The organism is Thalassospira profundimaris, assembly GCF_003326795.1.
In the GTDB taxonomy this organism is placed as follows: domain Bacteria; phylum Pseudomonadota; class Alphaproteobacteria; order Rhodospirillales; family Thalassospiraceae; genus Thalassospira; species Thalassospira profundimaris_C.
Map to the genome: position 1 here is coordinate 126399 of NZ_JPWI01000014.1, position 23129 is coordinate 149527.

Annotated in this window: 22 protein-coding genes; 11 read left to right on the top strand and 11 right to left on the bottom strand. The window is 53.8% G+C overall.

Annotated features, from left to right (window positions below):
- Positions 1-111: 111 nt before the first annotated feature.
- Positions 112-1791 carry an energy-dependent translational throttle protein EttA gene (ettA, locus tag TH30_RS18575; protein WP_114099602.1) on the bottom strand — a complete coding sequence of 560 codons (1680 nt, stop codon included), beginning with the start codon at positions 1789-1791 and terminating at the stop codon, positions 112-114.
- 60 nt (positions 1792-1851) lie between these two features.
- Here ettA and TH30_RS18580 point away from each other — a divergent pair, with 60 nt between their 5' ends.
- The 9 genes from TH30_RS18580 to modC all read left to right on the top strand — a co-directional run bounded on the left by TH30_RS18580 (position 1852) and on the right by modC (position 10520).
- On the top strand, positions 1852-2262 hold the full coding sequence (locus TH30_RS18580) for a hypothetical protein (protein ID WP_147252055.1): 411 nt from the start codon (positions 1852-1854) through the stop codon (positions 2260-2262).
- Positions 2263-2411: 149 nt separating this feature from the next.
- A complete protein-coding gene (locus tag TH30_RS18585) occupies positions 2412-2672 on the top strand; it encodes a DUF4212 domain-containing protein (protein ID WP_114099604.1) in 261 nt (86 codons plus the stop codon).
- Positions 2673-2697: 25 nt separating this feature from the next.
- Positions 2698-4464 carry a sodium:solute symporter family protein gene (locus tag TH30_RS18590; RefSeq protein ID WP_114099605.1) on the top strand — a complete coding sequence of 589 codons (1767 nt, stop codon included), beginning with the start codon at positions 2698-2700 and terminating at the stop codon, positions 4462-4464.
- A gap of 107 nt (positions 4465-4571) precedes the next feature.
- The gene (locus TH30_RS18595) at positions 4572-6440 is read left to right on the top strand and encodes a DUF294 nucleotidyltransferase-like domain-containing protein (protein ID WP_114099606.1); all 1869 of its coding nucleotides are present in this window, start codon (positions 4572-4574) and stop codon (positions 6438-6440) included.
- Between the two features lie 5 nt (positions 6441-6445).
- Positions 6446-7135, top strand: a complete 690-nt coding sequence (locus tag TH30_RS18600; protein WP_114099607.1) for an exonuclease domain-containing protein — start codon at positions 6446-6448, stop codon at positions 7133-7135.
- Positions 7136-7196: 61 nt separating this feature from the next.
- On the top strand, positions 7197-7715 hold the full coding sequence (locus TH30_RS18605) for a hypothetical protein (RefSeq protein WP_114099608.1): 519 nt from the start codon (positions 7197-7199) through the stop codon (positions 7713-7715).
- 188 nt (positions 7716-7903) lie between these two features.
- A complete protein-coding gene (gene modA / locus TH30_RS18610) occupies positions 7904-8695 on the top strand; it encodes a molybdate ABC transporter substrate-binding protein (RefSeq protein WP_114099609.1) in 792 nt (263 codons plus the stop codon).
- Entirely contained in the window at positions 8695-9387 is a 693-nt protein-coding gene (gene modB, locus TH30_RS18615; RefSeq protein ID WP_181850402.1) for a molybdate ABC transporter permease subunit, read from the top strand. The genes modA and modB overlap by 1 nt, the downstream gene beginning before the upstream one ends.
- Entirely contained in the window at positions 9384-10520 is a 1137-nt protein-coding gene (gene modC, locus TH30_RS18620) for a molybdenum ABC transporter ATP-binding protein (protein WP_114099610.1), read from the top strand. The genes modB and modC overlap by 4 nt, the downstream gene beginning before the upstream one ends.
- Positions 10521-10548: 28 nt before the next feature.
- Here the strand turns inward: modC and TH30_RS18625 are convergent, their stop codons facing one another.
- From TH30_RS18625 to TH30_RS18635, 3 genes are all read right to left on the bottom strand, one after another.
- Entirely contained in the window at positions 10549-10914 is a 366-nt protein-coding gene (locus TH30_RS18625; RefSeq protein WP_114099611.1) for a winged helix-turn-helix domain-containing protein, read from the bottom strand.
- A gap of 81 nt (positions 10915-10995) precedes the next feature.
- On the bottom strand, positions 10996-11934 hold the full coding sequence (locus TH30_RS18630; protein ID WP_114099612.1) for a 2-hydroxyacid dehydrogenase: 939 nt from the start codon (positions 11932-11934) through the stop codon (positions 10996-10998).
- Between the two features lie 329 nt (positions 11935-12263).
- Positions 12264-13346 (bottom strand): tartrate dehydrogenase, encoded by a 1083-nt coding sequence (locus TH30_RS18635; RefSeq protein WP_114099613.1) that lies wholly within the window; start codon positions 13344-13346, stop codon positions 12264-12266.
- Positions 13347-13553: 207 nt separating this feature from the next.
- On the opposite strand from TH30_RS18635, the gene TH30_RS18640 reads away from it, so the two are divergent.
- A complete protein-coding gene (locus TH30_RS18640) occupies positions 13554-14462 on the top strand; it encodes a LysR family transcriptional regulator (protein ID WP_114099614.1) in 909 nt (302 codons plus the stop codon).
- A gap of 95 nt (positions 14463-14557) precedes the next feature.
- Here the strand turns inward: TH30_RS18640 and TH30_RS18645 are convergent, their stop codons facing one another.
- The 7 genes from TH30_RS18645 to TH30_RS18675 all read right to left on the bottom strand — a co-directional run bounded on the left by TH30_RS18645 (position 14558) and on the right by TH30_RS18675 (position 21792).
- Positions 14558-16180 carry a dihydroxyacetone kinase subunit DhaK gene (locus TH30_RS18645; protein WP_114099615.1) on the bottom strand — a complete coding sequence of 541 codons (1623 nt, stop codon included), beginning with the start codon at positions 16178-16180 and terminating at the stop codon, positions 14558-14560.
- An 11-nt stretch (positions 16181-16191) separates the two neighbouring features.
- Complete coding sequence (locus tag TH30_RS18650) at positions 16192-17187, bottom strand: ABC transporter ATP-binding protein (RefSeq protein WP_114099616.1); 996 nt, start codon at positions 17185-17187, stop codon at positions 16192-16194.
- The gene (locus tag TH30_RS18655; RefSeq protein ID WP_114099617.1) at positions 17180-18277 is read right to left on the bottom strand and encodes an ABC transporter ATP-binding protein; all 1098 of its coding nucleotides are present in this window, start codon (positions 18275-18277) and stop codon (positions 17180-17182) included. The genes TH30_RS18650 and TH30_RS18655 overlap by 8 nt, the downstream gene beginning before the upstream one ends.
- 3 nt (positions 18278-18280) lie before the next feature.
- Positions 18281-18469, bottom strand: a complete 189-nt coding sequence (locus tag TH30_RS18660; protein ID WP_114099618.1) for a hypothetical protein — start codon at positions 18467-18469, stop codon at positions 18281-18283.
- The gene (locus TH30_RS18665; protein ID WP_114099619.1) at positions 18466-19404 is read right to left on the bottom strand and encodes a carbohydrate ABC transporter permease; all 939 of its coding nucleotides are present in this window, start codon (positions 19402-19404) and stop codon (positions 18466-18468) included. The genes TH30_RS18660 and TH30_RS18665 overlap by 4 nt, the downstream gene beginning before the upstream one ends.
- On the bottom strand, positions 19401-20348 hold the full coding sequence (locus tag TH30_RS18670; protein WP_114099620.1) for a carbohydrate ABC transporter permease: 948 nt from the start codon (positions 20346-20348) through the stop codon (positions 19401-19403). Before TH30_RS18670 ends, TH30_RS18665 begins: the two co-directional genes overlap by 4 nt.
- Positions 20349-20469: 121 nt before the next feature.
- A complete protein-coding gene (locus tag TH30_RS18675) occupies positions 20470-21792 on the bottom strand; it encodes an ABC transporter substrate-binding protein (RefSeq protein ID WP_114099621.1) in 1323 nt (440 codons plus the stop codon).
- Positions 21793-21978: 186 nt separating this feature from the next.
- Here TH30_RS18675 and TH30_RS18680 point away from each other — a divergent pair, with 186 nt between their 5' ends.
- The gene (locus TH30_RS18680) at positions 21979-23001 is read left to right on the top strand and encodes a LacI family DNA-binding transcriptional regulator (protein WP_114099622.1); all 1023 of its coding nucleotides are present in this window, start codon (positions 21979-21981) and stop codon (positions 22999-23001) included.
- Positions 23002-23129 lie beyond the last annotated feature (128 nt).

Sequence of the window (23129 nt, forward strand, 5' to 3'; positions counted from 1 at the left end):
AGCCACCGCCCCAAGGGCCGGTGGCTTTTTCTTTGTTCGAACACACCCCATCCAAAACAAAAAGGCCACCCGAAGGTGGCCTTTTGCATTTCAAAGCGGCGATTACCCGGATTAACGGGTAAGCGGCTTGTACTTGATGCGGTGCGGACGGCTGGCTTCTTCGCCATAGCGACGCTTATAATCCGCTTCATATTCCTGATAGTTACCTTCGAACCATTCGACGTGCGAATTGCCTTCGTAAGCAAGAATATGGGTCGCGATACGGTCAAGGAAGAAGCGATCGTGCGAGATAACCACAGCACAACCGGCAAATTCCAGAAGACCTTCTTCCAGCGCGCGAAGCGTATCAACGTCAAGATCGTTGGTCGGTTCGTCAAGCAGCAGGACGTTCGCGCCGGATTTCAGCATTTTTGCAAGGTGAACGCGGTTACGTTCACCACCTGACAGCTGACCGACTTTCTTCTGTTGATCAGCACCTTTGAAAGCAAATTGCGATACATAGGCACGCGAGCTCATCGGGCGTTTGCCCAGCAGGATTTCGTCAAGGCCGTCGGAAACTTCCTGCCAGACAGTCTTGTTCGGATCAAGCGAGTCACGCGACTGATCGACATAGCCCATCTTGACCGTTTCACCGATCTTGAGCGTTCCGGAATCCGGAGTGTCGCTACCGGTCAGCATTTTAAACAGCGTGGTTTTACCTGCGCCGTTCGGGCCGATAACACCAACGATACCACCCGGCGGCAGACGGAAGTGCAGATCATCAAACAGAAGTTTGTCACCAAATGCCTTGGTCAAACCTTCAGCGGTGATGACTTCGTTCCCGAGACGCTCGGCAATCGGAATAACGATCTTGGTCGAATCCGGTACGGCCTTTGCTGCTTCGGCAACGAGATCGTCATAGGCACGAACACGGGCCTTGGATTTTGCCTGACGACCTTTCGGGTTCTGACGAATCCATTCCAGTTCGGATGCCAGCTGTTTCTGACGGCTACCTTCCTGACGGGCTTCCTGATCCAGACGCTTCTGCTTCTGTTCAAGCCAGGACGAGTAGTTACCTTCATACGGGATGCCCTGACCACGGTCGAGTTCAAGGATCCAGCCCGTAACGTTATCGAGGAAGTAACGATCGTGGGTAACCAGAATAACGGTACCCTGATAATCTTCGAGGTGACGTTCAAGCCAGGCAACCGATTCAGCGTCAAGATGGTTGGTCGGTTCGTCAAGCAGCAGAATGTCGGGCTTCGCCAGAAGCAGACGGCAAAGTGCGACACGGCGGCGCTCACCACCCGAAAGCTTGGTGACGTCCGAATCTTTCGGCGGGCAACGCAGCGCATCCATGGCGATTTCAAGCGTGCGCTCAAGATCCCAGCCATTGGCGGCATCGATTGCTTCCTGAAGTTCACCCTGCTCGGCAAGGAGATCATTCATTTCGTCATCGGTCATCGGTTCGGCAAACTTGGCGCTGATTTCATTGAAGCGCGCCAGATCGTCCACAACCTTGCCACACCCTTCCATGACGTTGCCAAGAACATCCTTTTCCGGGTTCAGCTGTGGTTCCTGTTCAAGGTAACCGACACGAACGCCTTCTGCGGGCCATGCTTCACCGGCGAAATCCTTTTCAATGCCGGCCATGATTTTCAGCAGGGTCGATTTACCTGCGCCGTTGTTCCCGAGAACACCGATCTTCACACCCGGCAGGAAGGACAAGGTGATGCCCTTGAAAAGTTCGCGACCGCCCGGAAGGATCTTGGTCAGGTCCTTCATGACGTAAATATACTGGTAGGATGCCATTAAATTCCCCATCCAAAAATGTCGTTGGGTCCGCCCTGCTTGAGGACGGATCACTACGGCATGCAAGAAACCATGCCTGAAATACTGTGCCCGTTTGTAACCGACGTGCTTACGGTTAACAACTTCAAACCGCACATGGCGCCATGCAGAGCTGTTACTTGCCTCAGACCGTCGAAAACAACTGCAATATCAATCCGTATCCTGCCAGCTGTTTTGGACAGCTTTGATTTTTCCGCCCCGGAGTTAATGCGTGGATCTCATGACTGCAAAAGCTTTATTCTTACGTATAAAATCGATTCAAATCACAACAGAGACATCAAAAACAGAAACTTTGACGATTTTATTGATATCAATCTTCAACTCAAAATACCGCAGCGCACACATGAAAAAGTGGCGGAAATCTTCGATATTTCATGCCTTAAGTTCAAACAAGCCTCTCCTAAGGCCCTGTTTCATACGACTAATGATTAGCTTCTGGGGAATCTCGAAAACTGGTATCGAGCTTAGAAGACAAAAAGTGTGTCATCGCACTCTGTTGTCTTTCATACATGCGGCCGACTGACAAAAACACAACAAGTGGTCGGCAGGGGAAGTTATCAATTCTAGGAAGGAGACGCGCGATGGATGAACAAAGCGCAGCCTACTGGAAGAGAAACGTGAAACTGGTCGCAAGTCTGATTGTGATCTGGTTCATCGTTTCCTACGGTTTCGGCATTTTGTTTGTCGATGCCCTCAACAGTATCGAAATAGCGGGCTTCCAGCTTGGCTTCTGGTTTGCTCAACAAGGGTCCATCTATGTCTTTGTCGCACTGATTTTCGTCTATGTGTCAAAGATGAACAAACTGGACCGCGAGTTCGACGTTCACGAAGACGACGATTGACGCAGGATCTGGGGAGACAGACAAAATGGATCTTACTACCCTTACATATATCGTCGTTGGCTTGAGCTTCGCGCTGTATATCGGCATCGCGATCTGGGCCAAGGCGAGCACCACCGGCGAATTCTATGTCGCTGGCAAAGGTGTTAACCCGGTCGTCAACGGTATGGCGACCGCAGCAGACTGGATGTCTGCTGCTTCCTTCATCTCTATGGCTGGCCTCATTGCCTTCCTTGGCTATGGCGGCTCGGTTTACCTGATGGGCTGGACCGGCGGCTACTGCCTGCTGGCAATGCTTCTGGCACCTTACCTGCGCAAATACGGTAAGTTCACCGTGCCGGAATTCATCGGTGACCGCTATTATTCCAAAGCAGCCCGTATCGTTGCTGTTATCTGCCTGATCTTTATCTCGTTCACTTATGTGGCAGGCCAGATGCGCGGCGTTGGTATCGTGTTCTCGCGCTTCCTTGAAGTCGAAATCCTCACCGGCCTTATCGTTGGCATGGGCATCGTCTTCATCTACGCCGTTCTTGGCGGCATGAAGGGCATTACCTATACCCAGGTTGCTCAGTACTGCGTTCTGATTGTTGCCTATACCATTCCGGCGATCTTCATTGCCTTCCAGCTGACCGGCAATCCGCTGCCGCAGCTGGCATTCGGCTCGACCGTCAATGGTACAGGCGAATATATGCTTGAACGCCTCAATACCGTGGTTACGGAACTCGGCTTCCTCGAATATACCACCACCAACAAATCCACGATTGATGTCTTTGCTATCACCGCGGCTCTGATGGTTGGTACTGCCGGTCTTCCGCACGTTATCGTTCGCTTCTTCACCGTGCCGAAAGTGCGTGACGCACGTTCCTCGGCTGGTTGGGCTCTGGTCTTCATCGCGCTTCTTTACACCACTGCTCCGGCAGTTGGTGCAATGGCACGTCTGAACCTGACCGAAACCATCCAGACCGGCGAAGTTGGTGCCGAAGATGGCAACCTGTCCTTTGAAGAACGTCCAGACTGGATGAAGCGCTGGGAAGCTACCGGCCTTCTGAAGTTCGAAGACAAGAACGGTGATGGTCGCATCCAGTACTATAACGATGCGAACAAGGACTTTGCTGCCAAGGCCACTGAATATGGCTGGGCTGGTAACGAACTGACCGTTGACCGTGACATCATGGTTTTGGCCAACCCGGAAATTGCACAGCTTCCGAACTGGGTCATTGCACTGGTTGCAGCAGGCGGCATTGCTGCTGCGCTGTCGACCGCTGCCGGCCTGTTGCTTGTGATTTCCTCTGGTGTGTCGCATGACCTTCTCAAAGGTACTTTCACACCGGACATGACAGAAGGTCAGGAACTTATGGCCGGTCGTATCGCAGCAGCTGTTGCGATCCTGATCGCAGGCTATCTGGGGTACAACCCGCCAGGCTTTGTGGCACAGGTTGTGGCCTTTGCGTTCGGCCTTGCTGCGTCGTCTCTGTTCCCGGTAATCATCATGGGGATCTTCTCCAAGAAGGTTAACCGCGAAGGTGCGATTGCTGGCATGTTGACCGGCCTGATCTTCACCATGGGCTATATCCTTGCCTATAAAGGTGTGTTCTTTGATCCGATCATTGCCAATACGCCCGACAACTGGCTGTTCGGCATTTCGCCGGAAGGTATTGGTACCGTTGGTATGGTTCTGAACTTCATCGTTGCTTTCGCCGTGTCGAAAGTCACCGCTGAACCGCCAGAGCATATCCAGCACATGGTCGAAGATATCCGCGTTCCGAAAGGGGCCAGCGGCGCGGTTGACCACTAATCGGTCAATCGGTTTACCAAATCTGTTGCAGGCCCCCGGATCATTGATCCGGGGGCTTTTCTTTTTGCGCATTGTCAGGCAACAATGGCCGAGCGGAGGAAATAGGAATGAGCATCGAACTCGAAGAAATTGCTGAATTTTTAAAACAGCATCACCCTTTTGACCTGTTACCCGACGATGAAATCAATACCCTGCCCAAACGGCTGACGGCGCGTTATTTCCGGGCCGGCACCAAGGTCCTTTCCCCCGAACAGCAATGCCTTCACCTGTATATTATCCGAACGGGCGGCACAGAAACCCGCGATCCGGATGGACTGCTGCTTGCCCGCCTGTCCGAGGGCGAATGCTTTGGCGTGCGTGCGATGTTCCGTAACGGCAAGGCCGCCAACAATATCACGACGCTTGAAGACAGCCTGTGTTACCTGCTACCCGAGAAGGATTTTCACGATCTGGCCGGGAAATATCCCCAGTTTAACTACTTCTTTGCCCAGATGGGTGGGGAGCGGCTGCGCAGTGGTATGCAGCTGATTGAAAGCCGTGATGACGACCAGCTCAAACTGATGAGTGTCAGGGTTGCTGATCTGATTGCACGCAATCTGGTCAGTATCGACAAATCTGCGACCATTCTGGATGCAGGCAAACTGATGAGCAAGGAACGGGTTTCCTGCCTTCTGATCACCGAGGGTGACGCCGAAGTCGTCGGCATCATGACCGATCGCGACTTGCGAAACCGTGTCGTTGCACAAGGTCGAAGCTATGACGATCCGGTTACCGAAATCATGACCGCAAACCCGATATCCATTCACCCCGACGAATATGCATTTGATGCGCTTTTGACCATGACGCGTCACAATGTACGTCATCTGCCGGTGATGAAGGATGGCAAGGCTGTCGGCGTGATCACCACCAACAACCTGCTTGCCCGTCAGTCATTGTCTGCTGTCTATATGGCCGGGCGGATTGGCAAGCTGACCGATCCGGCGGATATGGCCAAGGTCATCAAACAGGTTCCTGAACTGCTCAGTCATCTGATCGAAGCCGGAGCAACATCACAAAATGCCGGACATATCGTAACCACCCTTTCGGATGCCGCGACGGTCCGTCTGTTGCAACTGGCCGAAGAAAGGCTTGGCCCGCCACCGGTTCCCTATGTCTGGATGGCAGGAGGATCACAAGGCCGTCAGGAACAAACAGCCCTGTCCGATCAGGATAACTGCCTGATCATTGATGATGCCTATGATCCGGAACAACACGGAGAATGGTTCAGGGCGCTGGCAGATTTTGTCTGTGATGGTCTCAACACGGTTGGTTATGTTTATTGCCCTGGCGATATGATGGCAAAAACCGACCAGTGGCGCCAACCCGTGCGTGTCTGGCAGCAATATTTCAACAAATGGATCGAACAGCCCGAACCCAAATCTCTGATGCTCTGTTCTGTGTGGTTCGACTTGCGCCCTATCCACGGCACCAAAAGCCTGTTTGACAATCTCCATCGCCTGATTGTCTCCAAGGCGCGCGACAACCGTATTTTCCAGGCCTATATGGTTGGCAATGCCCTGAGCCATCATGTGCCGCTTGGCTTCTTCAAGAACTTTGTGATGATCCGGGGCGGCGAACATGACAGCACCCTTGATCTGAAACATAACGGGGTTGTGCCGATTGTTGATCTGGCCCGTATTCACGCCTTGGCCAACGGGGTTGACGCGGTCAATACATTTGAACGACTTCATGCCGTCAAATCACTGCCCTCGATCAGCAAACAAGGGGCGTCGGATCTTCTTGATGCGTTTGAATTTATCAGCATCACGCGCCTGAAACATCAGGTGCGGCAAATCCGGCGCGGGGATGCCCCGGACAACTTCCTGCATCCCGAAAGCCTGTCTGCCTTTGAACGCAGCCATCTGAAAGACGCCTTTTCGGTGATCAAGAACCTTCAAAATGCGCTCGAAAATGCCTTTGGCAAAAGCGGGACCTGATCAGTATGGGATTGCGTCAAAAAATCGTCGACAGTCGCCTTTACCGGGATTTCATCCAACGCAAGGCAACGGGCCCCTTGCGGGCCTATTATGATATCCCGCCAGCGGATCCACATCGCCCGGTCGGTGAAACCGAGTTCATCGCCCTTGATCTGGAAACCACCGGTCTTGATCCCAAGCGCGACGAGATCGTCAGTCTGGGCTGGGTGATCATCCGGCAGCTTGGTGTTGATTTCTCAAGCTGTGAACATATTCTGGTACGCCCGACGCAGGAACTTAGTGAAAGCTCGGTCGTGGTCCATCGCATATTTGATAGCGACGTCGCCAATGCACCCGATATCAAAACCGCACTTGAACATCTGTTACCCCAGATGGCAGGTCGGGTTCTGATATCCCATCACGCCCCGATTGAACTGGGTTTTCTGGGTCAGGCATGCAAACAGTGTTTTGGTGCCCCTTTGCAAATTCCGACGGTCGACACACTGGTTCTTGCCCTTCGCGATCTGCATCGCAGTGGACAGCCGATGAAATCTGGGGCACTGAAACTTGATAGCTTGCGGCGCAGCCACAACCTGCCACCGTTCCGGGCCCATAACGCATTATCGGATGCGATTGCTGCATCGGGGCTGTTTCTGGCCCAGATTGCCAAGCGTGATCCAAAAGGTGAACTTGAGCTCAACCGGATACTGCGCTAATCGGATTACAGGGCATCAGAAGCCCAAACAAATATAACAGGGAACCGGGGGTCACGGCCGCATGTATGTCTTTATTTTCACAACGGTAGTTGTCGGCTTTGCTGCTGCCGGGGTAGTGATGCTGCTGTTCCGTCTTTGGGGCCGCAAGGCACCGAAATATGTCATTCCCTTTGTCGCCGCCGTTGCGATGTTTGGCTATATGATCTGGGATGAATATAGCTGGTTTGATCGCTATGATGCGCGGCTTCCGCAAAATATCGACGTGATCCAGACCTTTACCGACGAAAACCCGTTTGCGCCCTGGACCCTGATTTCAGCGCCAATCAACCGGTTTACAGCCATTGATCGTGACAAGCTCGTACCCAATCCGGCAAATCCGGATGAAAGGCGCGTTACAACGCTGCTTCTAAAAAAGGGGGCTGAAACATTGGCGCTGACCCATCTGGTTGATTGCACCACTGGCAAGCGTGGCTACATCACACCCGACAACAATCTTGATGATAACGGCTTTCCGACCGACATGAAGGAATGGTTCGACATGGATGCTGACGATCCGCTGCGCGCTGCTGTGTGCCGGTAAGCATACGCATCCCTGTCACCGGTCTTGCTCTCTCCACAGCCCGCCAATGGCGGGCTGTTGTTGTTTGCGCTTGGCCAATGTTACGATCCGAAATTCCCTTCGTCTCGAAATTGCATGGCATCAATTACTTGACCTATCGTTATATCCATTAAAATATAGCGATAGGTCAACGCCACAAGGATCCCACCATGCGCCGCCTTGCCAGATATCTTGCCCTGCCAGTTTTCCTGCTCACCGCCATTAATGCTCATGCCGAAGACATCACTGTCTTTGCCGCTGCCAGCCTGACCAACGCCGTTACTGCCGCCGCAAAGGCCTATGAACAGCAATCCGGTGATCGCATCGAGATATCATTTGCCAGTTCATCAACCCTTGCCCGCCAGATTGCGGCCGGTGCACCAGCAGACATGTTCATCTCCGCCAATCAGAAATGGATGGACTGGTTATCTGAGCAGGACATGATCGAAGCTGACACCCGCAACAATATGGTCGCCAACGGACTTGTCGTAATAGCCCCCAACGACAGTGCCATTAACGCCATTTCATTGACCAAAGATACCGACATCACAGCACTTCTGGGTAATGATGATCGCATCGCAGTCGGCGATCCGGACCACGTTCCCGCCGGTATCTATGCCCAACAGGCACTGAGTTATCTCGGCCAATGGGAAACGCTTGCCCCCCGTCTTGCCCGTGCCGACAATGTGCGCGCAGCACTTGCACTGGTCGAACGCGGTGAGGCCCCGCTTGGCATCGTCTATCGCACGGATGCCGCGATTACACAGGGTGTCAAAATCATTGGCACGTTCCCTGATGACAGCCATCCGCCAATCACCTATCCAGTCGCCCTGATCAAGGATGCCGGTAACGACAGCAATGCCAATTTCCTTGCCTGGCTTTTGGGGGATGACGCAGGCAAGATTTTTACCGATTATGGATTTGATCAGATACAGCCAACCAATACAGGCACAGCAAAGTAATGATCAGTTTGACGCCAGCAGAGATCGAAGCCCTGTTGCTGAGTTTGCGCATTTCGGGCGTCGCTGTTGCCTGTGCCCTGCCCTTTGCCATTCTGGTCGCAACCGCATTGGCACTTGGGCGGTTTCCCGGACGCTTCATTCTTGATGCCATAGTGCATCTGCCGCTGATCTTGCCGCCGGTCGTGATGGGCTATTTGCTACTGATCGGCTTTGGCACCCGCGCCCCGCTTGGCGCTTGGCTTTATGAAACCTTTGACGTTCGCTTTGTCTTTAGCTGGACGGGGGCGGCACTGGCGTCAGCCATTGTCAGCTTCCCGTTTCAGGTCCGCGCCATCCGGCTCAGTCTTGAAAACGTCAATAGCGGCTTGTATCAGGCGGCTGAAACGCTTGGCGCCGGGCCGATTGACCGGTTCTTTTCGCTAACCTTGCCCTTGGCTTTGCCCGGTATCATTGCCGGTGCGATTACTGCCTTTGCTGCAAGTCTTGGGGAATTCGGGGCCATCATTACCTTTGTTTCAAACATTCCGGGTGAAACGCGGACATTACCCCTTGCGATCTATACCGCAATCCAGACCCCCGGCGGCGAACTTGCCGCAGCACGACTTGCCGCACTCTCCATCGGGCTTGCCTTTGGCGGACTGCTCCTGTCCGAGATTGCCATGCGCCATATCCGCAAAAGGGCCACGGCATGAGCATCCATCTTTCGATCCGACACAAGATTGGCAAGCTTGACCTTGATGCGGATTTCCACATCAAGGAACCCGGTATCACGGCCCTGTTCGGCCCGTCAGGAAGTGGCAAAACCAGTCTGATCAATATCATCGCCGGACTGGAACGCCCCGACACGGGGCGCATAGAGATAAGCGAACATGTTGTTTTCGATCATGCCCGGCAAATCAACCTGCCGACGCGACACCGGCGCGTTGGTTATGTATTTCAGGATGCCCGCCTGTTTCCCCACAAGACCGTCAGCGAAAACCTTTATTTCGGGGCACGTCGGAATGCCGACAAACTGAACCGCGAAGAACAGACTGCCATTCTTGAGATGCTCGGCATTTCACCCTTGATGGGGCGCCGTCCCGCAGCCCTTTCCGGTGGTGAAAAGCAGCGTGTGGCACTTGGCCGCGCCTTGCTTGCAAACCCTGATATCCTGCTTCTGGATGAGCCGTTATCGGCCCTTGATCACGCCCGCAAACAGGAAATCCTTCCCTATTTCGAGTGGCTGCGTGACCACCGCAGAATCCCGATCCTGTATGTCACCCATGCGATCGACGAAGTCGCCCGCCTTGCCGACCATTTGGTGGTGATTGATCAGGGCAAAACACTGGCCAGCGGTTCGGTGTTTGACATGCTGGGCCGTAGCGACCTGCCCCCGCTTGCCGGACAGTTCGACGCCGGAACGGTTCTGCCTGCCCGGATCGTCAGTCGCGATCCCAAGGCCGAGGTAAGCTTCCTTGAATGCGCCGGACAGCGCATTGTCGTCCCGTATCTTGGACGCCCGGCCAGCCATCAGGTCCGCCTGCATATCCGCGCCCGTGATGTCATGATTGCGCGGACAGCACCATCGGGAATCAGTGCCAATAACATTATCCCGGTGACCATTACCGACATCAGCGATCTGGACGGGGATACGGTCGATATCAGCCTGTGCTTTGGCCATGATGCCGATGCATCACTTTTCGCCGCAACCAGCGGACGGCCGACCTTGCATGCGCGTATCACGCGATGGTCCGCCGGGCGGCTCAATCTTGAACGTCATCAAAAGGTCTTTGCGGTGATAAAATCTGTGACAGTGGATGGTCAGCTGTCTGACCATTCACTTTGACAGAATTCCGGCCACACTCCCCGATCCGTCAGTCAGCTTGGGGATTCTCTGCCAATGACGCAGCCAGTTGATCCAGTTCGTCCTTGATGGCGTCCTGCACCTTGTCACGGGCTGTTTGATAAATCTCGATGATCCGGATGCCGGTTGGCGTCAGGGTCGCGCCACCATGCGCACGTCCGCCGATACTGGTTTCGATTACAGGCTCGCTGAAACACTTGTTTAGCTCGTCAATCAGCAGCCATGCCCGGCGATAGGACATCCCCATCGACCGTGCTGCGGCCGAAATCGAACGATGCTCTTCGACCGCGCGCAACAGATCGACCTTGCCATAGCCAAGGCGGACTGCGCCGGGCAGTTCAATTTTCAGTCGGACTTTAAGATCATCACCAGTCATTGCGACACAATATCCCGACCGGCATTTGACCGCCAAGATCAAAGATCGTCATGCACCGCGCCAAATGGTGAATATGTGTCGTCAGGCAACCGGCGTGATCAGTTCAGCACGCTCATCCCAGGCGTTGAGATTATCCACAACAAGCTGTGCCATTGCGTCGCGTGTTTCAACCGTGCCGCTGGCGTGATGCGGATAGAGGACAACATTATCAAGCGCGGCAAAGGCGCGGTCCATATGCGGTTCGTTGTAAAACACATCCAAACCCGCCCCTGCGATCACATTATTCTGCAAGGCGTCTATCAGTGCCGGCTCATCGACAACCGAACCGCGTGCAATATTAATTACAAAGCCATCTGCCCCCAATGCAGACAGAACATCGGCATTGATGATGCCCTGTGTCGCAGCCCCGCCCGGGCAGGACAGCATCAGAATATCTGCCCAACGCGCCAGTTCGACAAGATCGTCAAAGAACTGGTAATCGACCGGCTTGGGGTTGCGGCCAAAATAACCGATCTCAAGCCCGCTTGGTTCTGCCCGCGATGCAATCGCCTGCCCGATCCGACCAAGCCCGACGATGCCGAGCTTCTTACCCCGCACAGACCGGGTTAGTGCCATCGGCCCGTTGGCAGACCATTTGCCACTGCGTGCCCAGTCATCACCCTTCACCAGATTGCGCAAAGCCGCGTGCATCAGCATGATTGCAGTATCGGCCACATCATCGGTCAGGATATCGGGGGTGGTTGAAACCCGAATACCGCGCGCACGGCAGGCTTCAAGATCAATCAGATCATGTCCAACACCAAAACTTGTGATGACTTCGAGATTGGGAAGCCGGTCCATCAATTCGACAGACAATCCAAACCGCGCCGAAGTCACCACCGCAGTGATCTTGTCCCCCGTCTCATTCAGAAAAGCCTCGGCATCTTTGATAAGATCAAAACGATGCAGATCATACCGCCCGGCAAGCAGGGCGGTATAGGCCGGACGAATGTCGGTGATAGCAAGCACGGATCGGATCATGGTCAGGCTTTCGTTGGGGCAACCAGAGTTCGAAGCTATCCAAATCAGCCTTGTGAAACAAGTTGATAAGGAAAACAACAGCACCCCGAAAATGCGTTTAACAATTCTCTCTTAACAAGAAAGTTAACGCCATCTGATATCCGCCATGACGCGACAGGTTTCTGGCATCCTGATGAAAAGAAGGTTTTCACCTATGGCCATCCTGCACCTTTACGAGTTTGCGAAAGCCCCGACGACCATAGATCAAACATAAAGAAGCCCGACCACCGGACGAAACGGGTGATCGGGCGAGGAATAAGGGAAACTTTTATTGTGGTTTCTTGGGGAGGTTAACCTTGCTGGCGCACGGCATCGGCGATTGCCTTGCCGCAGGTTACGGTATTTGCCGTACCGCCAAGGTCGCCGGTGCGCAGTTCCGTGGACAACAGAACCTGTTCAATTGCCCGCATGATCCCGTCATGGGCATCGGTATGACCAAGATGATCAAGCATCATTGCCCCGGACCAGATCTGGCCAATCGGGTTGGCAATGCCTTTGCCCGCAATATCCGGTGCCGAACCATGGACCGGCTCGAACAGGGACGGGAATTTGCGTTCCGGGTTGATATTGCCCGACGGGGCGATACCAATCGTTCCGGTACAAGCCGGACCAAGGTCAGACAGGATATCGCCAAACAGGTTGGACGCGACAACAACGTCAAAGCGATCCGGATTCATGACAAACTGTGCAGTCAGAATATCGATATGATATTTGTCCCAGCTTACATCCGGATAGGACTTTGCCATTTCGATAACGCGCTCGTCCCAATATGGCATGGTGATCGAGATGCCATTGGACTTGGTCGCCGATGTCAAATGCTTGCGCGGGCGTTTCTGGGCCAGTTCGAACGCGTATTTCAGGATGCGATCAACACCGACACGCGACATGACGGTTTCCTGAATGACAATCTCGCGATCTGTCCCCGGATACATTTTCCCGCCGACCGAAGAATATTCACCTTCGGTGTTTTCGCGAACCACATAGAAATCAATATCACCCGGCTTGCGACCGGCAAGTGGTGAAGGCACACCGGGCATCAATTTGGCCGGACGCAAATTGACATACTGATCAAAATCACGCCGGAACTGGATTAGCGACCCCCACAGTGAAATGTGATCGGGAACCGTATCAGGCCAGCCCACTGCACCAAAGAAGATGGCGTCATGATTGCCAATCTGACTTTTCCAGTCATCAGGCATCATCTGGCCATGTTTAAGATAATAGTCACAGGACCCGAATTCGAACGTATCAAATGTCAGATCAATCCCGTAGACCTCGGCTGCGGCTTCAAGAACGCGCACGCCTTCGGGCATGACTTCCGTGCCGATACCATCACCGGCAATCACCGCGATCTTATGTTTGTTACCAGCCATTTGAACTTTTCCTCCTCTGAATATCGTCAGGTCGTCGGCACGCTTTGACAGGTGGAAACCGGCCTTATTCGTTGGGGCTACCCTGCTGCGCTGTTGTCACCACATCCGAACCTGCGATGTTTTTCCGAACAATATGTGCAGTGTAGATTTTTTAATTATTCAGTATAATTTCTGATTATTTATTTCATTCTGTCGCACAGGTTAATAATGTCATCAGATAGTGATCTCGGGTTTTTCGTCCTTCTGGTTCGCAAGGGAAGCCTGAGTGCCGCAGCCCAGGAGCTTAATCTGTCTCCGCCTGCTGTCAGCAAACGGCTGGCAAAGCTTGAAGACCGGCTGGGCGTGCGATTGCTGAACCGCACGACACGACGGATCAGCATGACCAGCGAGGGCGAAGCCTATTATCAAAGCGCCATCCGGATCATGCACGACATCGAGGAACTCGAAGAACGGGTTTCGCATGCAAGCGAAAACCCCAGCGGTCTTTTGCGCATTAATGCCACCTTCGGCTTTGGTCGCAAATATGTCGCCCCGGTAATCGCCGAGTTTTCCCACCTGTACCCCAATGTCGAAGTACAGCTTCTTTTGACAGACGCCCCGATGAATATGGTCGAAGAAGGCATTGATCTTGGCATCCGTATCGGTGGCTTGCCCAATTCACGTATCCGGGCCCGCAAGCTTCTGGATAACCGGCGCTTTCTATGTGCGGCACCGGCCTATATCGAAAAGCACGGCATGCCGCGCAATCTGACCGATCTGATCAACCACAATTGCATCATCCTGCGTCAGGACAATGATGTTTATGATGTCTGGAAATTACAGCGTGGTCAGCATTCCGAAACCGTCAAGGTTCACGGCACACTCAGCAGCAATGATGGCGAGATCGCGCTTGGCTGGGTGATGGACGGGCTGGGCATCATGCTGCGTTCCGAATGGGATATTGCGCGTCACGTCAATGCCGGTCGCCTGCAACTGGTCTTGCCGCACTATGCTCATGTCGATGCCGATATTTACGCTGTCTATCCGGAACGTCATAACCTGTCGGCAAAGGTCCGTATTTTCATCGACTTCCTGCACCGGAACTTGCGCAGGAATGCGACGGCATCCATTCAATAGATGTGACACCGGATGGCAGATACCGAACAAAAAACGGGCACCGGCAGACGAAGCTGACGATGCCCGGAGAGTGGGAAGAATGAAAAATCCGACGATTACTTGCTGAGATCCTCAAATAGGCGGGCGACGGCTTCTGCTCCCGGGTCGATGTGACCTTCCAGCTGTTGGGCATTGATATAGGACGCACGCCCTGCCTTGGCCTTCACGATGGTCGAGGTATGAACAGCCCCTTTGCGCGCAGCATCGGCCGCAGCCCCCATGCCCTTGGCCTCAAGTGCATCGAGGGCAGGTTTCAGGGCATCGACCATGGTGCGATCCCCCAATTGCGCACCGCCGATTTGCTGCATGCGTTCCAACCCCTCCTTCAGGGCTGAGACCATCGAACGGCCGCTTGATGCCGCATCACCGGCAGCGGTAAAGAAAATCGCCAGAAGTACGCCCGATGATCCGCCCATTGTCTGGCTCAACTCCTGCCCGATGGCGCGCAGAAGCTGGGTGTGATCTGCCAGCGGCAAACGATCCAGCGCCCCCATCAGTGCCCTCGCCGCACCGGCCAATGTCGATCCGGTATCGCCATCCCCGGATTTGGCATCAAGAGCATTCAGATCGCTTTCTGCATCAATCAGCACGTGACAGCATTGCGTCAGAAACGCTGCTGTCTGGCGATGTTCCGACGGGATCGGCTGGATCGGCGTAAGACCATCAGGCAGTTCGACAACACTCACCGGCTTGATCGGATGGCATCCGGGCCAGGCCGCAGGCGCGCAGGGGGCAGAAAGCCACGCATGATCCTCGGCACTCAGCGGATAGACCGAAACCGAAAAACCGCGCATATCAAGTGACGTCATCATTGCCGCCGGACCGACAATGAATTTCAGGTTCTTGGCAATGGACGAATTGGCCAGATCATTGGCAAGGATCGCCATTTCAAGCACCGAAGTTCCGCCAAGATTATTGAGCAACACGACATGCGGCTTGTTTTCCACCACTGCCGCAAGTTTCGCCGTGACGGCCGCCATTGCCTGTTCGGCATTGTGATAATCAATCTGCTGAACGCCCGCCTCACCGTGAATGCCAAGACCAAGTTCGGCCTTACCGGCCTCGATCCGGTTTTCCTTGGGAGACCCCGGCACCGTACATGTATCAAGCGACATACCGATCGACTTTGTTCCGGCAATAACCCGCTCCGCAGCTGCGGTTACATCCTCAAGGGATGCACCACTTTCGGCCATCGCACCGGCGATCTTGTGCACGAACAATGTGCCCGCAACGCCGCGCGGCTGTGGAAGATCGGGCAAGGCAATATCATCATCGACAATGACAATATTGACCTTAAGCCCAAAGGCCCGCGCCCGTTCAGCCGCTAGACCAAAATTAAGCCGGTCACCGGTATAGTTTTTGACAATCAACAGACATCCGGCCGGGCCCGTTACTGACAGAATACCGGCAAGGACGGCGTCAACGGACGGGGATGCAAATACATCACCGCACACAGCAGCTGTTAGCATACCCGCACCGACAAAACCGGCATGGGCGGGTTCATGACCGGAACCACCCCCTGAAACCAGTGCAACCTTGGACTTGTCCCAGTCATTGCGCACCACCACGCGAATATGCGGATAGCCGTCAATTCGGGCCAGTCTGCCACCTGATGCCTTGATTACACCGTCGATGGCCTCGGTTACGATTGCGTCTTTATTGTTTATGAATTGGGCCATATTGAACTCCTTCAGGCCACCCGAGCGCCGTCGGCGCCGAAGTAGAATGGTTTGCTCGGACGAATTTTAACGATGTCACCGTTTTTAAGTTCGGTATGCGCGTCTGTGACCGTAATCAGGTCATGCGACTTGAATGTCAGATGAAGCCGGGTCTGATCCCCCAGATGCTCCACCCTTTGAACAAAGCTGTCCTCACCCTCGCCCTGAATGATCTGTTCGGGGCGCAGGCCGATATTGACGGCGCCGCTGGGCGCACCGGCAAAAACGTCAGCTGGCAGAACGTTGATGCGCGGCTGACCAAGACGACTGGCCGCATAGATGCTGACCGGGTCTTCATAAATCTCGCGCGGGGAGCCGAACTGCACCAGCCGCCCGTGATCTAGCACTCCGACATGGGTTGCCATGGTCATGGCTTCGATCTGATCGTGAGTAACATAAAGCAATGTTGCCCCTGAATCCGCCTGAATGGATTTAAGCTCCACCCTGAGGTCCGCACGCAATTTCGCATCCAGAGAACTCAGTGGTTCATCCATCAGATAGACCGAAGGTTTACGGACCAGTGCACGACCGATTGAGACGCGCTGCATTTCACCACCTGAAAGCTCGGTCGCCTTATTATCAAGCTTGTGCCTGATCTGAAGGATGTCGGCGATTTCATCGACCTTGCGCCTGATCTGATCTTGCGGGGTTTTCAGGATCGGGGATTTCAGCGGGAATTCCAGATTTTCACGCACCGTCATATGCGGATACAGCGAATATTGCTGGAACACCATGGCGACATCGCGCTGGGCGGGTGTCAGCCCGGTCATGTCACGCCCGTCGATCATGATGTGACCTGCATCAGGTACATCAAGCCCCGACACCATTCGAAGTGTCGTTGTCTTGCCCGCCCCGGTCGGCCCAAGAAGAACCACAAACGACCCGTCGGGAATTGTCATTGTGACATTATCAAGTGCCACATCAGCACCAAAACGCTTGGTGACACCGCTTAAACTTACCTCAGCCATGACGAAGTACTCCTTCGTTTCCTTCTGACCGCAATGCTCGTCCCTGCCGGGCGTCAAACAAGGTGATCGTTCTTGGATCAAACCCAAGGCCTATCAATTGTCCGTCATTGACAGCTTCATGACTTGCGACCCGTGCCTTGAGCAGCCCGTTGGGCGTATCAAAAGTCACGATCTGGGTCGTTCCAAGATATTCGGTTGCGATCACGCGCCCCCGATATTCCGCCGTGTCATCAAACTTCACATGTTCTGGCCGCACACCAAATGTCAGTTTGCCATTGGCACCTTCGCGACTTGCGGGCACCTGGATGGCAACATCATTAAGCCGGACTTCCGTACCACCGGTGCCAATCATCCCCTCGAACTCAAGAAAATTCATCGGAGGCGATCCGATAAACTGGGCGACAAACTTGGTTGCGGGCCAGTCATAAATGTCCTGAGGAACACCAAACTGCTCAACAACACCGTGATTCATCACGACAATCTTGTCGCCCATCTGCATCGCTTCAAGCTGGTCATGGGTGACATAAACGGTGGTCGCCCCCATCCGGTCATGCAAGGCACGCAACTCTTCTGCCATATGTTCACGGAATTCGGCGTCAAGCGCCCCAAGCGGTTCATCCATAAAGAATGCTTTGGGATCACGCACAATCGCACGCCCCAGCGCAACACGTTGACGGTCACCGCCCGAAAGACCGCCCACTGGACGATCAAGGATGTCGTTGATGCCAAGAATTTCGGCGACCTCGCCGACTTTCTTGTTCACATCCGCCGACTTCATTCCCTGACTTTTAAGCGGATAGCTGATATTGCCCCGTACATTCATGTGCGGATAAAGTGCAAACATCTGAAAGACAAAGGCAATATCACGCTGACTTGCCGGTTTCTGACCGACTTCCTCGCCATCGATATAGATCTGTCCGCTTGTCGGCAGTTCAAGCCCGGCCATCATACGAAGCGTTGTGGTCTTGCCACAGCCTGACGGGCCAAGAAGCATAAAGAATTCGCCATCTTCAATGGTGAAACTCGAAGACTGAACCGCTGTAAATGCCCCGAATTCCTTGCGCACGTTTTCAATTCTTATCTGTGCCATGGGTCACTCCGGGAAGTGGCTGACGACGATGAACATTACAGTTCCCGTCAGCGTGATAATGAAAGAATAGGTATATAGCGTGATCGCAACAGGCTGCATCAGCATGATCACGCCGAGTGCGATCAAAACCGATGCCACCATTTCCCAGGGCCCGCGGCGCAATCTAAATAATCCGTTGATGAAATCATTCATTTGCGTACCGCTCCGAAGGTGATCCCGCGCAACAGATGTTTACGCAGCAAAATGGTAAAGACCATGACCGGCACAAGGAAGATGGTGGCACCCGCCGCCACCGCAGGCCAATCCTTGCCGCCAACACCAATGATTGTTGGAATAAAGGGAGGGGCGGTCTGTGCTGTGCCTGAGGTCAGAAGAACAGCAAAGGCATATTCGTTCCAGGCAAAGATCAGACAGAAGATTGCCGTTGATGCGATACCGGTTGCCGCCTGTGGCAATACCACCTTGTAGAAGGCCTGAAACCGGGTATAGCCATCAATCAGCGCTGCTTCTTCGTATTCGATGGGGATTTCATCAATGAAGCCCTTTAACAGCCACACCGACAATGAAAGGTTCACCCCGGTATAAAGCAGGATCATGCCCAGATGGGTGTCATTCAGACCAAGGTTCCTGAACATCAAAAAGATCGGAATAGCGACTGCAATTGGCGGCATCATGCGGGTCGACAGGATAAAGAACAGAAGATCATCCTTGAGCGGCACACGGAACCGACTGAACGCATAGGCCGCAGCCGTCCCGAGGATCATGCAAAGTGCGGTAGAGCCAAACCCGATGATGACCGAGTTCAGAAACCGCTCGCCATAGCGCGACGGACCACTAATGACAGTCCCCTGATCACGCGCAATCTGTTCGTACCAGTTTTTTGGTTCGCCCTGCGCTTCAAGCATGTCGGGCGTTGCACGGGTCCGCTCGGTAAAGAGGTTCACATAGCCTTCCAGTGATGGCTCGAACACAACTTTGGGCGGATAGGCAATGGAATCAGCGGGGGATTTGAACCCGGTCGCAATGATCCATAGTAACGGGGCGATCGTGATCAAGGCATAGCCGACAACAAGCACCCCGGCGAACCACTTGGTTCCCTTGTTTGGTTCTGTAACAGAAAAACTCATCTTTCTTTTACCTTGTTCAGCGCTTTGACATAGATCGATGCAAGGCCAAACACGGTCACAAACAGGATCACGGCATAGGCCGACGAATATCCCGTGCGCCATTTTTCAAAGGCTTCGCGTTTCAGATCAATTGAGGTCAAGGTTGTCGTATTGCCCGGTCCGCCACCAGTCAGCTGCACCACAAGATCAAACATCTTGAAGTTCTCGATCCCGCGGAACAGGACTGCCAGCATCAGGAATGGCAATACCATCGGAATGGTAATGGTCCAGAACTGACGCCATTTCGAGGCACGGTCGCATTCGGCGGCTTCATAGATGCTGTTGGGGATGGACCGAAGACCGGCAAGACAGATCAGCATCACAAACGGTGTCCACATCCATGTATCGGCAATAATGATCGCCCAAGGGGCAAGATCGACATCCCCGATCATGGAAAAGCTTGCCGAGTCGGCACCGCTAAAGAAGGCGATGACATAGTTGAACAGGCCAATTTGCGGCTGATACAGGAATGTCCAGAAATTGCCGACAACCGCGGGCGACAGCATCATCGGGAAGACGATGATCGTCGTCCAAAGGTCATTCCCCCTGAATTTCTTGTTGATCAGAAATGCCAGCATGAAGCCGATCAGTACCTGCAAGACGATGGTCCAGATCAGGAAATGCGCTGTTGCCTGCATCGTGTGCCAGATGTCGCTGTCCGTCAGGATACGTTCATAGTTGCGCAGACCAACCCATTCGACAGCTCGATTGGGGCGGTTCACCCGGCTGTTAGTAAAACTGAGCCATACGGTCCAGATCAGCGGAAAGATATTGATCGCCAGCAAAAGGAAAATCGTCGGTGCGACGAATATCCAGGCAATGCTTCGATCTGACAGGCCACGAATATGGCGCGCCACGCTGTCTGGCGTTGCCTTGGCGATCTTCTCGATCGGAATATTGTTCATTATTGATGCCCTTAGCCGCGTGGTTATCCCACACAGTCTCTACTTGGTCGCAGGATTGGTCCCGGCGTGATCACGCCGCGCCGGGACCGGTCCAGATCCAATCGTCCCGGAAAACCGGGACTTAGAGCTTGCCTTCGTCTTCAAAGACTTCGGTCCAGTCCTTGACCAGACCGTCAAGCGCTTCCTTGGCCGTGCCTTCACCGGCAACGACATAGTTGTGGACGCGCTCCTGCATTGACAAAAGCAGATCGGCATAGGCAGGTTCAGCCCAGAAATCCTTCACGATCGCCATGCTATCAAGGAAGGTCTGCGCATAGGGCTGGCTGCTTGCAAATCCAGGGTCCTCGACCACAGCACGCAGGGCAGAATAGCCACCAAGTTCCCACCAGCGCGCCTGAATTTCAGGCTGGGCGAACCATTTGATATATTCAAGTGCGGCATCCTGCTTGTCGGAATAAGCAACGACAGAAATCCCCTGACCGCCAAGCTGGGCGAACTGACCTGCCGGTCCTGCAGGGTTGGGGAAATAGCCGGACTTGCCATGGCCCACATTCGGGTCGGCCTCGACGCCCGGCCAGATGAAGGCGAAGTTCATCTGAAGAGCAACCTGACCTGACTTATAAGCATCGATATCTTCGCTCATATACCAGTTCGACGATCCCGGAGGGGTCGCGGTGTCATAGAGGTCCTTGTAATATTCAAGACCGGCAACCGCACCGTCGGAATTCACAAAGCCGTCAAGGTCATAGGGCTTGTTGGGGTTTTCGTACTGGAAACCGTAGTTATAAAGGGCGTTGGTGACGCCCATTGTGATCCCTTCCGAACCGCGTTCGGTATAGATCGCGGCACCGTAAACAGTGGTGCCATCAATTTCGCGCCCCTGGAAGAACTGCGCAATGTCCTTAAGCTCTTCAAGGGTTACCGGAACACCAAGGTCACGACCGTACTTGGCCTTGAACTCTTTCTGGATTTCCGGACGCTCGAACCAGTCCTTGCGATAGGTCCAGCCAACCACATCACCAAAGGCCGGAAGCGCATAGTAGTTCGGGGTATTTTTCGGCCATTCGGCGTAACCGGTAACTGTTGCCGGAATAAAATCGGCCATGTCGATATTGTTGGCGGCAAAGAAGTCATTAAGTTTGACGTAGTGACCGTTTTCGGCGCCACCGCCAATCCACTGGCTATCCCCGATCATCAGATCACACAGCTTGCCGCCGGAATTAAGCTCGTTGAGCATGCGATCCGCAAACGACGTCCAAGGCACGAATTCGAAATGCATGGTATTGCCGCTTTTGGCCTCGAAGTCTTTGGACAACTCGACCAAGGCGTTTGCAGGATCCCACGCCGCCCAGCACAGGGTCAGATCTTCTGCCGATGCTACACCCGGTAGCGAACCGGCAACGATTGCCGTTGCGGCAAGCGTCTTCAAACCTACTGATTTCATTTTATTTTTCCTCCCGTTGGAATGTCGCGGCTTTTTAGCGACTGACGCACTTCTACCACAAGTTTTTGAGGTACGCACCTCAAAATGAGCATTTTTTGAGTTACGCACCTCAAATTTCTTGCGGAGACGCGCTCAATGGTTGAGGGTAAGATAAGAAAAACAGAGCGATTTGGGCCTGCAAAATAAATGAGACCAACAACTAAAGACCTCGCCAAAGCGGCCGGTGTGAGCCTTGCAACCATTGATCGCGTACTCAATGGTCGATCCGGCGTTCGGCAAAAGACGATCGATGCCGTTAACGAAGCAATTGCGCGTATTGGTTTCGAACGCAATCAGGTCGCTGCAACGCTGGCCCGCCAAAAGGGATATCGCTTCGGCTTTGTCGTTCCGCGCTCTGGCGACGAATTTCTTGATGTGATTCTCAAGCATATTTCCGAATTTGACCAAGCCAGTCGCGCTGAAATGATCCAGACCAAAATTGTGCGCATAGACGAACACGATCCGCACCGTGCTGCCAAAACCCTGTCGCGCCTGTCTGCTGATGATTATGATGGCATTGCGATCATGGCCCCTGAAACCCCGCAGATTCGTGACGCCCTGCATCGTATGCGTGAACGCGGGATCGAGACCGTCGCAATCATTTCCAATCAACAGGAAGAAGACAGCCAGTCATTCGTCGGAATTGATAACGTTGCCGCCGGGGCAACGGCAGGTCGACTGATGGCCCGCTTCCTGGGCAATGTCAGCGGATCAATTCTGGTGCTGGCCGAGACCATGCAGGCACGCGACAGCCTCGAGCGTCGACTGGGCTTTGATCGCGTGTTGACGCCGAACTATCCGCATCTTCACGCCTTGCCTACACTTGAAACACACGGCTATCAGGAGCGGACAGGTGTTGTTCTGAAGAACGCTTTTGCCGCCCATGATGATATTGTCGGGCTTTACATCATGGGATCGGAAGCCCGCGTTGCAATCGATTTTGCCCAACAACTGCGTGGGGGCAGCAAGCTGATCACCATTGCTCATGAACGCACCCCCTCGACCGAACAGGCATTGCGTGACAACAGACTGGATGCTCTGATCAATCAAGACCCGGGACATATCGTTCGCAGCGCTGTTCGGACCTTGCGGGCCAAATGCGAAAATCGCGAAACCCTCGCTTCACAGGAACGCATTCGTGTAGAAATCCTGCTTGCCGAAAACCTCTAGTCCGATGGCCGCCCTGCTTCCGATCACCACTCAACAGCACTCTGGGCCGGTGCGCACACCGGCACAGAGAACACTTGGTGATGCGAACGATCTTCTTGAAACCGGCTGGTAATCTACAAAACCGATCT